The organism is Micromonospora sp. NPDC085948 (assembly GCF_040686315.1).
Taxonomy (GTDB): Bacteria; Actinomycetota; Actinomycetes; order Mycobacteriales; family Micromonosporaceae; genus Micromonospora.
This window is the reverse complement of sequence record NZ_JBFBJW010000012.1, coordinates 194,527-204,870: the sequence shown is the minus strand read 5'-3', so window position 1 is coordinate 204,870 and position 10,344 is coordinate 194,527. Positions and strand designations below refer to the sequence as shown.

Annotated in this window: 12 protein-coding genes; 7 read left to right on the top strand and 5 right to left on the bottom strand. The window is 72.9% G+C overall.

The features are described from left to right. Window positions 1–494: 494 nt before the first annotated feature. The 5 genes from AB0O48_RS26510 (at window position 495) to AB0O48_RS26490 (ending at window position 4,292) form a co-directional block, all read left to right on the top strand. Entirely contained in the window at window positions 495–917 is a 423-nt protein-coding gene (locus tag AB0O48_RS26510) for a TOBE domain-containing protein (protein ID WP_357572342.1), read from the top strand. Continuing rightward, entirely contained in the window at window positions 914–1,699 is a 786-nt protein-coding gene (gene modA / locus AB0O48_RS26505) for a molybdate ABC transporter substrate-binding protein (RefSeq protein WP_365068970.1), read from the top strand. Before AB0O48_RS26510 ends, modA begins: the two co-directional genes overlap by 4 nt. Next, window positions 1,696–2,511, top strand: a complete 816-nt coding sequence (locus AB0O48_RS26500) for an ABC transporter permease (protein WP_357572340.1) — start codon at window positions 1,696–1,698, stop codon at window positions 2,509–2,511. The genes modA and AB0O48_RS26500 overlap by 4 nt, the downstream gene beginning before the upstream one ends. Continuing rightward, window positions 2,508–3,575 (top strand): ABC transporter ATP-binding protein, encoded by a 1,068-nt coding sequence (locus AB0O48_RS26495; protein WP_365068968.1) that lies wholly within the window; start codon window positions 2,508–2,510, stop codon window positions 3,573–3,575. The genes AB0O48_RS26500 and AB0O48_RS26495 overlap by 4 nt, the downstream gene beginning before the upstream one ends. A 138-nt stretch (window positions 3,576–3,713) precedes the next feature. Beyond that, on the top strand, window positions 3,714–4,292 hold the full coding sequence (locus tag AB0O48_RS26490) for a dihydrofolate reductase family protein (protein WP_357253085.1): 579 nt from the start codon (window positions 3,714–3,716) through the stop codon (window positions 4,290–4,292). Here AB0O48_RS26490 and AB0O48_RS26485 read toward each other — a convergent pair. The 5 genes from AB0O48_RS26485 to AB0O48_RS26465 all read right to left on the bottom strand — a co-directional run bounded on the left by AB0O48_RS26485 (window position 4,274) and on the right by AB0O48_RS26465 (window position 7,974). Then, entirely contained in the window at window positions 4,274–4,984 is a 711-nt protein-coding gene (locus AB0O48_RS26485; RefSeq protein WP_357572338.1) for a helix-turn-helix domain-containing protein, read from the bottom strand. The two genes, AB0O48_RS26490 and AB0O48_RS26485, sit on opposite strands and share 19 nt — an antisense overlap. A gap of 82 nt (window positions 4,985–5,066) precedes the next feature. Then, a complete protein-coding gene (locus AB0O48_RS26480; protein WP_357253091.1) occupies window positions 5,067–5,480 on the bottom strand; it encodes a type II toxin-antitoxin system Phd/YefM family antitoxin in 414 nt (137 codons plus the stop codon). A gap of 41 nt (window positions 5,481–5,521) precedes the next feature. Next, the gene (locus AB0O48_RS26475; protein ID WP_357253094.1) at window positions 5,522–6,094 is read right to left on the bottom strand and encodes a GNAT family protein; all 573 of its coding nucleotides are present in this window, start codon (window positions 6,092–6,094) and stop codon (window positions 5,522–5,524) included. Window positions 6,095–6,165: 71 nt separating this feature from the next. Further along, on the bottom strand, window positions 6,166–6,606 hold the full coding sequence (locus AB0O48_RS26470; RefSeq protein ID WP_357572337.1) for a hypothetical protein: 441 nt from the start codon (window positions 6,604–6,606) through the stop codon (window positions 6,166–6,168). A gap of 33 nt (window positions 6,607–6,639) precedes the next feature. After that, the gene (locus AB0O48_RS26465; RefSeq protein WP_365068964.1) at window positions 6,640–7,974 is read right to left on the bottom strand and encodes a hypothetical protein; all 1,335 of its coding nucleotides are present in this window, start codon (window positions 7,972–7,974) and stop codon (window positions 6,640–6,642) included. A 175-nt stretch (window positions 7,975–8,149) separates the two neighbouring features. On the opposite strand from AB0O48_RS26465, the gene AB0O48_RS26460 reads away from it, so the two are divergent. Both AB0O48_RS26460 and AB0O48_RS26455 read left to right on the top strand, forming a co-directional pair. Then, window positions 8,150–9,712: an NAD(P)/FAD-dependent oxidoreductase gene (locus AB0O48_RS26460; RefSeq protein WP_357253102.1), complete on the top strand. Its 1,563-nt coding sequence runs from the start codon at window positions 8,150–8,152 to the stop codon at window positions 9,710–9,712. A gap of 94 nt (window positions 9,713–9,806) precedes the next feature. Next, window positions 9,807–10,343, top strand: coding sequence for an alpha/beta hydrolase (locus tag AB0O48_RS26455; protein ID WP_357253105.1), 537 nt, complete (start codon window positions 9,807–9,809; stop codon window positions 10,341–10,343). The last annotated feature ends 1 nt before the right edge of the window (window position 10,344 follow it).

Sequence of the window (10,344 nt, the reverse complement as noted above, 5' to 3'; positions counted from 1 at the left end):
CTCCGATCTCCCCGCGCCCCGCGCCCCGCGCCCCGCGCCCCGCGCCCCGCGCCCCGCGCCCCGCGCCCCGCGCCCCGCGCCCCGCGCCCCGCGCCCCGCGCCAAGATCGTCACAACATCCCGGATGTTGCTGCCTCAGAGGCGCGCGAGGCAGCAACATCCGGGTAGTTGCGCGGGTCCTGATGACCAGCACCGTGCTCAGCCAGGCCCCGGGAGCGACTTCGGGCGGCTCACATCCGTTGGTCACGCTCGATCCTGGAAGTAGTGGCCTCACCAACACACCGATGCCACTACTTCCTGAATCGAGCACGATCTTGCGGCGAGGGCGCCGAGGGACCGAGACGTGCGAGGGGCGAGACGGGCGAGGGGCGAGACGGGCGGAGGCGGTGCGTCTCGGGCTCGCTGCCGCAACTGCTGACGTTGACGCCCCTTTCCTGCGCAGATGATGGCGTGGGGGTCTTATGGGCTCGCATCTGCGGGCGCTAGGGTGAGCGGGTGACGACGTACCGGATCGGGGAGGCCGCCGACCTGCTCGGCGTCAGCGCCGACACCATCCGGCGCTGGGTGGACGCCGGGCGGCTGACGGCCGGGCGCGACGAGCACGGCCACCGGGTGATCGACGGGGTCGACCTGGCCGTGTTCGCCCGGGCCCAGGCCGGCGACCCGGACGCGGGCGCCGAGTTCTCCTCGGCCCGTAACCGGCTGCGCGGCATCGTCGTCGACGTTCGCAAGGACACGGTGATGGCTCAGGTCGACATCCAGGCCGGCCCGTTCCGCGTCGTGTCGCTGATGAGCCGGGAGGCGGTCGACGAGCTGGACCTGCGGGTCGGGTCGATGGCCGTCGCGGTGATCAAGTCGACCACGGTGGTGGTGGAGCGGGCCGCACCCGCCCCGATCAGGGGAAGGTCGGCGGGATGAGCGCGCGGGCGCTACGCGCGGTGGTGGTCGTACTCGTGGCGGTGGCCGTCGCCGGCTGCGGCGCGAGCGGCGACCAAGCCTCCGGTGGTGCCGTCGACGGCCGGGTCACCGGCCGGGTGACGGTTTTCGCGGCCGCCTCGTTGACCGAGTCGTTCCGCCGCATCGGTAAGGACTTCGAGGCCGCCAACCCCGGCAGCACCGTGACTCTCAACGTGGCCGGCAGCTCCGCGCTGGCCAACCAGATCAACCAGGGTGCGCCGGCGGACGTGTTCGCCTCCGCCGCCCCGGCGAACATGGCCACGGTCACCGCGGCGGGCAACGCCGACGGTACGCCGACGACTTTCGCCCGCAACCAGTTGGTGATCGCGGTGCCCCGCGGCAACCCGGCAGGCGTGACCGGGTTGGCCGACCTGAGCAGGTCCGGCGTGAAGGTGGCGCTCTGCGCCAGCCAGGTGCCCTGCGGGGCGGCCGCCCGCACCGCCCTGGACGCGGCCGGCGTCGCGCTGACCCCGGTGACCCTGGAGCAGGACGTCAAGGGCGCGCTCGCCAAGGTGAGGCTCGGTGAGGTCGACGCGGCCCTGGTCTACCGCACGGACGCACGAGCGGCGAGCGCCGACGTGACCGGGGTGGAGTTTCCCGAGTCGGCGCGGGCGGTCAACGACTACCCGATCGTCGCGCTGAGGGACGCCCCGAATCCGGCCGGCGCGAAGGCCTTCGTCGCGTACGTCCGCTCGGCGCCGGCGCAGGCGGTCCTCGCCGAGGCCGGTTTTCAGGCGCCATGAGTCGGGTCCTCGAGCACGCCGCGCCCCGACGGCGGGGGCGGGTGCCGATCGCGCTGCTGATCCCCGCCGGGTTGGGGCTGCTCTTCCTCGTCCTCCCGCTCGTCGGTCTGGTGATCCGGGCGCCCTGGGCGACCCTGCCACAACGGCTCACCACGCCGGGGGCGCTGACCGCGCTGCGGCTGTCGGTGCAGACCGCGACCCTGGCCACCGCGCTCTGCCTGCTGCTCGGGGTGCCGCTCGCGTGGGTGCTGGCCCGGGTCGAGTTTCCCGGCCGGCGACTGGTCCGCGCGCTGGTCACCGTGCCACTGGTGTTGCCGCCGGTGGTCGGCGGGGTGGCGCTGTTGCTGGTCTTCGGCCGGCGGGGGCTGCTGGGCGGTTGGCTGGACGCCACGTTCGGCATCACCCTGCCCTTCACCACCGCGGGCGTCGTGGTGGCCGAGTCGTTCGTCGCCATGCCGTTCCTGGTCATCGCGGTGGAGGGGGCGCTGCGCGCCGCCGACCACCGTTACGAGGATGCCGCCGCCACCCTGGGTGCGGGCCGGTGGACCACCTTCACCCACGTCACGTTGCCGCTGGTGGCACCGGGGCTGGCCGCCGGGGCGGTGCTCTGTTGGGCGCGGGCGTTGGGCGAGTTCGGTGCCACCATCACCTTCGCTGGCAACTATCCCGGTCGGACACAGACCATGCCGCTCGCCGTCTACCTGGCGTTGGAGACCGACCTGGAGTCCGCGATCGTGCTCAGCCTGGTGCTGCTCGTCGTGTCGGTGGGCATTCTGGTGGCGTTGCGGGACCGCTGGATGACCAGCGCATGAAGCCTCCGCTGCTCGACGCCCGGCTCGTCGTCGACCGGGGCGCCTTCCGGCTGGACGTCCCGCTGCGCGTGGCGCCCGGTGAGGTGGTCGCGCTGCTCGGGCCGAACGGCGCCGGCAAGAGCACCGCGCTGCGCGCGCTGGCCGGGCTGCATCCCCTCACCGCCGGGCACGTCACGCTCGACGGCGACGACCTGGACCGCCCGGAGACGCGCGGCTGGGTGCCCACCGAGCGCCGGCCGATCGGCGTGGTCTTCCAGGACTACCTGCTGTTTCCGCACCTCAGTGCCCTGGACAATGTGGCGTTCGGGCCACGCCGGCACGGCGTGGACCGGCGGGGCGCGCGTGCCACCGCCCGGGACTGGCTCGCTCGGGTGGGGCTCGACGCGCAGGCGCACCGCCGTCCCCGACAACTCTCCGGTGGCCAGGCGCAGCGGGTGGCGCTGGCTCGCGCGCTGGCCGTCGCGCCGTCGCTGCTGCTGCTGGACGAGCCGCTCGCCGCGCTGGACGCGCGTACCCGGCTGGACACCCGCGCGGAGCTGCACCGGCACCTGTCCGCGCACCCGGGCGCCACGGTGCTGGTCACCCACGATCCGCTGGACGCCCTCGCGCTGGCCGACCGGCTGGTCATCGTCGAGGGTGGTCGGGTGGTCCAGGAGGGTGACGGACCGAGCGTCACCGCCCGGCCGCGCACCGACTACGTGGCCCGGCTGGTCGGGCTCAACCTCTACCGGGGCCGGGCCGAAGGACACGGGGTACGCGTCGCGCCGGCCCTGACCCTCACCGTCGCCGACCGGCTGGACGGCGAGGCCTTCGTGGCGTTCCGCCCGGCGGCGGTGGCCCTGCACCCGTCCCAGCCGGAGGGCAGCCCGCGCAACACCTGGGCGGGGACGGTGACCGGCGTGCAGCGGCACGGCGACAACCTACGGGTGCAGCTGGACGGGCCGATCGGAGTGGCCGCGGACATCACGCCTGCCGCGGCCGCCCAACTGCGACTGATTCCCGGTCAGCGGGTCTGGGTGGCCGTCAAGGCAGCCGAGACGCACGCCTACCCGGCCACCGGCTGAACGTCGGGTCGCCACAGACACGGACGACGAGCCGGCCGCGACGGTGGTGGGTCCGCTGTCGTTTTCGTCCAAGACAACCACCGCCGTCGCGATCTAGCGTGGACCCGGCAGCTCGCCCGAGCACGAGGAGACAGCACAATGCGCAATCTGGTCTACACCGGCTTCATGTCGCTCGACGGCGTCGTGGACTCGCCCGGCGGCGGCCCAACCGAGGAGCACCGCAGCGGTGGGTGGGTGTTCAAGGACCTCGAGTTCGTCCCGGAAGCCTGGTCGTTGAAGGGCGAGGAACTCGCCGACACGACGGCGTTGATGTTCGGCCGGCGCAGCTACGAGGCGTTCGCGCCGGTCTGGCCCGGCTCGGAGGACCACGCCGGCTACAAGGAGCTGCCCAAGTACGTCGTGTCGACCTCGCTGTCCGACGACGCCGTCGTCGACGGGTGGGGGCCGACCACGATCCTGCGCTCGACCGGGGACATCGCCGCGCTCAAGGAGAGCGAGGGCGGCGCGATCTTCATCCACGGGAGCGCGGAGCTGGCTCGGCGGCTGTCCGACGCGGGCTTGATCGACCAGTACAACCTGCTCGTCTTCCCCGTGTTGCTCGGTGCCGGCAAGAGCCTGTTCGGCCGGGCCGACCGGGACAAGCACATGCTGACGTTGCGGGAGTCGGAGAGTTATCCGAACGGGATCGTCAAGCTGGTCTACGACGTCCGGCGGTGATCCAGGTCGAGGGCGATCGCGCCGCCGGACCCCTCGCGCAACTGCCGGGCGGTGCGGCCGACGTAGGAGCGCAACGCTCGGGCCAGGTGCGGCTCGTCGAAGTAGTCGAGCTTGACGACGACGGCGGCGGCCGGGTCGCCGGCAGCCAGTAACTCTGCCGCCGTGCGGGCACGCTCGATCTGCCGGACGGCGCTCCGCGTCAATCCGGTCGAGGCGCGGAACCGGCGTTCGAGCGTGCGCCCCGACACGGGCGGGCGGTGACCCCGCAGCACGTCGGCGACGAGCGCGTCACGGACCACGACCCCGGCCCGGACGAGACGGTCGACCAGAGCCTCGGCGTCGTCGGGAGAGGGCGTCTGCCAGTGCCCTCCGTCCAGCCAGAACGTCCGACGCGTGGTGTCGGGAAGCGCGATGCCACCGTCGGTCAGCGCCGAGGTGGGCACGGCCCGCAACGAGGTGCCCACGGCGAACTCGATGCCCGTGAAGGTCGCGCCCTCCGGCACCGGCGCCGTGCCGGTCCGGGTCTCGGGACCGGTGATGCCCGTGTGCGCCCGGCCGGCCTGTGTCCAGAACACCAGGCCCCACCGCACCCCCGCGACCGACGTCATCGCGGTGACCTGGTCGCTCGTGCAGGTCCAGACGGTGTCCACCCACGGCGAGTCCGATCCGCGTGTCGTGAACCGCAGCCCCACGGACGAAGGATACGGTGCCGCGCGCTCGCCGTGGCTCGCCAGCTGTGGAGGATCCCGCCGACAGCTGGCCGCGCGGACGCGGTCAGCCGGCGAGCAGGTCGTTGTGCGCCGCGCGCAGCCGGGCCAGCGTGGGGTCGCCGCCCGGGACGACCCGGCGATCCAACTCGGCCCACGCCTGCGCCAGCGCGGCGCGGATCGCGGCCAGCTCGGCGGCGTGCCGCTGGGTGCTGCGTCGGTGCTGCTCCTCGAGACGGCGTGCCCAGCCTGCGGTGACCGTGGCGAGCCGGTCGGCGTCGGCGCGGGCCTGGGCGCCGCTGCGCGCGGCTGCGGCGGGGACGATCGCGGCGACCGGGCGGGGATCGCCGTCGCGGGTGACGACGGTGACCGCGTCGGTCAGCTCGGCGAGCGCGACAAGCTGACTGAACCGGGTGCGCGCCTCACGCAGCGGCACGGAACGCGGCGGGTCGGGGTGGGGGGTGAGCGCGGGGACGGCCATGGATGAATGGTGCCGCCGGGGTACGACAAAACCCGCGGTCGTCAGTGGACAATGGTCGGCGGTGCGTCCGGTCCGGCCAGCCACTCGTCGGCCAGGACCGACCAGACCTCAAGGTCGATGCGGCCGTGCGGGCCTGGGCTGACCTGGCGGAGGGTGCCGTCGAGGCGCAAACCGAGCCGCGCCGCGAGTGCCCTGCTGCGGATGTTGTCGGCGGCGGTACGCCACTCGACCCGGTGGATGCCGCGCTCGCGGACGGCCCAGTCGACGATCCGGCGGATCGCCGGGGCGACCATTCCCCTTCCCTGCGCGGCCGGCTCCACCCAGCAACCCGCCTCGCAGACGCCCCGGGTCGCGTCGAACGACACGAACATGACGCCGCCGACGAGCGTGCCGCGCCACCACAGCCCCCAGATACCGCCGGTGTCGCTGGCCCACCGGTCGGCGTACCGCTGCAACACCGCGCGGGCCGACGGCAGGTCGGTGGCGACGAACGACGGCGCCACCCAGGGCTGGATGTGCTCCCGCGCCCGATCCAGGTGGGCGAGGAACTCCTCGGCCCGCCACGGGTCCAGCGGGCGCAGCTCGACCTCCTCGGTCAGCGGCAGGGCGAACACCGGGCCTCCAGTCAGATGCGGGAAAACAGCCTCGCACAGGCCGCACGCATGTGCCCGCGCCGGGCACGCGCTCAGGTCGGCAGATGGGTACGCAGCGCCGCGAACTGCGCCACGGTCAGGTACGACGGGTTGGCGGCCTGCGGTTGGCGGAACACCTCCAGGGCGGCGAGCCGCCCATCGGCGCGTAGTCGTTGCCGGGGCACCCGGTCCCCTTCGGCGAGGATGGGCAGGTCCAGTGGCACCGACCAGGGCTGCCCCGGTGGCCTCGGCTCGGCCGGCCCGGTGACCCGACCGATCCCCCACAGCCCGTAGGGCAGTCGACCACGACTGCCGCTGGCCCAGAAGACGATCGCCTGTCCGGCGCTCATCATCCGCGCCCGGTAGCCGGGGCGTACGCACCAGCTGGTCACCCGGGGATCCTGGGCGAACCGGGCGGTCAGGTCGACCTGGTCGGCGTTGCCCTTGATCAGCCAGGCCCCGAGGTTGTCGAGGCGGACCCGCGGCTCGGTCACCGCGTCATTCTGCCCCGTCGGCGGCCGGCCCAATCAGATGATCATGTGGGTCCAGTAGGTGAGCCAGAGCACGAACAGCACGCCCTGCACCACGGCGAGCGTCGCGGTCAGCCAGAGGTCGACGCCGCCGTTGCGGGCCCAGCGGGCCAGCACCAGGGCCACCGGGAACGCGGCGAGCAGGTAGCGCAGCAGGCTCCGGTACACCGCCGGGCCGATCGACAGCGGCACCAGCACCATGAGGACGCCGTACACCAGGTAGGCCACCTCCCGGCGGCGGAACCCGGCGACCAGCACGGCCAACACGGCCACGGCGAAGAGGACCCGCGCGGCGTCGCGGGGCTCCCCGGTCAGCCCGTTCAGCAGCACCGGCACCGGGTTCTGCGTCTCGATGCCCCATCCGGTCCGTTGCGCGTGCTGGTAGGCGAACCAGTCGCCGCCGCGCCACCGGCAGAACGCCATGAAGGTGAACCAGCCGGCGGGCAGCAGCAGCAACGGCCAGCCGATTCGCAGACAGCCGAGCAGGGCGCGGGGGCCGAGCCGCCAGTCGTGCTGACGCAGCAGGACCAGGGCCAGCGGCAGCGCGACGAGCAGGCCGACGGAGCGGCTCATCGCCAGGAAGTAGCCGAGCACACCGACCAGCAGCCACTGGCGTCGCTCGGCGTGGTAGAAAGCGGCCAACGCGAGACAGACGAAGAGCGACTCGGTCAACGCGGCCTGGAACAGGAACGCGGTCGGCAGCAGCACGAGGTACCTGGTGAAGCGGCGGGCCGCGGGTACGTCGCCGAGCAGCACCTCGGCGAGCCGGTAGCCGTACCAGAGCGCCAGCAGGAACGCGACGTTGCTGATCACCAGCAGGGCCAGCGCATTGTCGCCGCCGAGCAGCGCGCCGACCGGCCGGGCCAGGAACGGGTAGAGCAGCGGGAAGCCGAAGTCCCGCCACGGCCCGGTCAGGGGCAGCTCGCTCAGCCGCAGGTAGAGCAGCCCGTCCCAGGCGAACCAGAGGGAGATCCACCGGTGCCCGGAGATCTCGCGCTGCTGGGCCCACATCAGCGCCTCGTCGGGCGGCGGCGCCCCGGGCACGTCGTCCCAGGCGTGCAGGACCAGCAACCCGAGCAGGGTCAGCAGCAGTTTCGCGCCGAGGAACAGGCCGATCACGTACGGCCAGGGCGCCGGCACCCGACGGAACGCGCGCGCTCCGGCGCGGCCGACAGCGCCCACCAGGCCGGCGCGGCCGGCAGCGCCCAGTCGGACGGCGCGGCCGACAGCGCCCACCAGGCCGGCACGGCCGGCAGCGGCCACCAGGCCGGCGCGCCCGGCAGCGCCCAGTCGGACGGCCAGCGTCGCCGCGCCGCTCCGCCACCGGTGCATCCGCCCCGCCCCCCGGTTCGCCGGCCCACCCGCCGCTCAGGAGTGTGGTCCAACCCGTTGTACGCCGCCAGACGCCACTCCGGAGTGGAATCGATCGTTGACCGGGAGTGACATTCGGCGCAGAACGGGTAGGCGCGGCGCCACCGACGATCAGCAGAGCGGGGAGTGCGGCAGCATGGGCGAGCAGCACGGCACGGTGGTCATCGGCGCGGGGCCCGCGGGGCTCACGGCGGCGTACGAACTGCTCCGGCACGGCCGGACGGTCCGGGTCTTCGAGGCCGACGAGGTGGTCGGCGGGATCAGCCGGACCGTGGAACGCGACGGGTGGCGGTTCGACATCGGCGGGCACCGGTTCTTCACGAAGGTGCCCCGGGTGGAGGCGTTCTGGCACGAGATCCTGCCGGACGAGGACTTCCTGACCCGGCCCCGGATGAGCCGGATCTTCTACCGGGGCGCGCTGTTCAACTACCCGCTCAGCGCCGTCAACGCGCTGCGCAACCTGGGGCTGGCGGAGGCGGTCCGCTGCCTCGGGTCGTACGCCCACGCCCGGCTCCGGCCGCCACGCGACCAGTCGCACTTCGAGGGCTGGGTGTCGGCCCGGTTCGGCTGGCGGCTGTATTCGATCTTCTTCAAGACGTACACGGAGAAGGTCTGGGGAATGCCGGCGGACCGGTTGCAGGCGGACTGGGCCGCACAGCGGATCAAGAATTTGTCCCTGGCCACGGCGATCCGCAACGCGCTGCTGCCCCGGCGGCGACGCACGGACGTGACAAGCCTGATCGAGGAGTTCCAGTACCCGAAGTACGGGCCGGGGATGATGTGGGAGCGCTGCGCCGAGCAGGTGTGCCACCGGGGTGGGCAGGTGTCGACGGGCACCTGGGTCACCGCCGTGCACCGCGACCCGGGGCGACGGCGGGCGATCAGCGTGACGGTCAACGGCGCCGACGGGCAGCGTACCGAGCCAGCGGACCACGTGATCTCGTCGATGCCGATCTCGGAGCTGGTGTCCGTCCTGCGTCCGGCGGCGCCGCCGGAGGTGCTGGCCTGCGCCGCCGACCTGCGCTACCGCGACTTCCTGACGGTGGCGCTGGTGGTGCCCGCGGAGTTCTCGTTCCCGGACAACTGGATCTACGTGCACGATCCGGGGGTACGGGTGGGCCGGATCCAGAACTTCGGCTCCTGGTCGCCGTACCTCGTCAAGGACGGCCGTACCTGCCTCGGCCTGGAGTACTTCGTGTTCGAGGACGACGAGATGTGGCGTACCCCGGATGCCGACCTCGTGGCCCTGGCCACCGCGGAGCTGGAGCGGCTGGGGTTGGCGCGGCCCGGCGTGGTGGAGGCCGGCTACGTCGTGCGGATGCCGAAGGCCTACCCGGTGTACGACGAGCGCTACCAGCACAACGTGGACGTGATCCGGGCGTGGCTGGCCGAGGCGGTGCCGAACGTGCACCCGGTGGGGCGCAACGGCATGCACCGTTACAACAACCAGGACCACTCGATGCTGACCGCGATGCTCACGGTCGAGAACATCGCCACCGGCAGTACGCACGACGTCTGGACGGTCAACGTCGAGCAGGACTACCACGAGCAGTCCTCCGGTGGCGACCGGCGCGGCACGGGCCGGGACGCGCCGGTGCTGCCCAGCCGGATCGTCGCCGCCCCGATCGTCGCTCCCGTCGGGGCGCGCGCCGGCGGCGACGGTGACCGGGCCGCGCCGCTGCCGGCACCCGTGGACTGAGCGCCCGGCCGCCCTGCCGAATGCCGTGGGCGTCGCCTGCCCCGCCTCCGAGGATCACGTGGTTTGATCTGCACGTCGATTCGAAGGGGGCAGGGTGGGGCGCAGGGCGATCATCTTCCACGGGACCGGTGGCAACCCGGACGTCGTCTGGTACCGCTGGCTGGCGCGACGGTTGGAGGCCCGGGGCTACACCGTCGAGGTCCCGCACCACCCGGGCATCAACGTCGAACCGATCGCCACGTTCCTGCCGACGGTGCTCGACGGGCACCACTTCGACGAGGACACGATCCTGGTGGGCCACTCCGGTGGCGCGGCGCTCCTTCTGGCGCTCCTCGAACACGTCGACGTGACCGTGGCGCAGGCGATCCTGGTCGCCGGTTACTGCACCCGACCCAACACCAGCGAGGAACCGGTCCTGCAGCAGAGCTACGACTGGGCCGCGATCCGGTCCCACGTGCGCGACATCTACTTCATCAACTCCCGCAAGGACCCGTACGGCTGCGACGACCGCCAGGGGCGCGCCATGTTCGAGCGGCTCGGGGGCACCCAGATCGTGCGCGACGACGGGCACTTCGGCGACTACGACCAGCCGTACGAGCGGTTCGAGCTGCTCGACCGGCTCATCCCCTGAC

Bases quoted from the DNA above. Each gene is read 5' to 3' on its own strand.
- modA (WP_365068970.1), top strand. From the start codon at position 914: ATGAGCGCGCGGGCGCTACGCGCGGTGGTGGTCGTACTCGTGGCGGTG.
- AB0O48_RS26500 (WP_357572340.1), top strand. From the start codon at position 1,696: ATGAGTCGGGTCCTCGAGCACGCCGCGCCCCGACGGCGGGGGCGGGTG.
- AB0O48_RS26495 (WP_365068968.1), top strand. From the start codon at position 2,508: ATGAAGCCTCCGCTGCTCGACGCCCGGCTCGTCGTCGACCGGGGCGCC.
- AB0O48_RS26490 (WP_357253085.1), top strand. From the start codon at position 3,714: ATGCGCAATCTGGTCTACACCGGCTTCATGTCGCTCGACGGCGTCGTG.
- AB0O48_RS26480 (WP_357253091.1), bottom strand. From the start codon at position 5,480: ATGGCCGTCCCCGCGCTCACCCCCCACCCCGACCCGCCGCGTTCCGTG.
- AB0O48_RS26465 (WP_365068964.1), bottom strand. From the start codon at position 7,974: ATGCACCGGTGGCGGAGCGGCGCGGCGACGCTGGCCGTCCGACTGGGC.
- AB0O48_RS26460 (WP_357253102.1), top strand. From the start codon at position 8,150: ATGGGCGAGCAGCACGGCACGGTGGTCATCGGCGCGGGGCCCGCGGGG.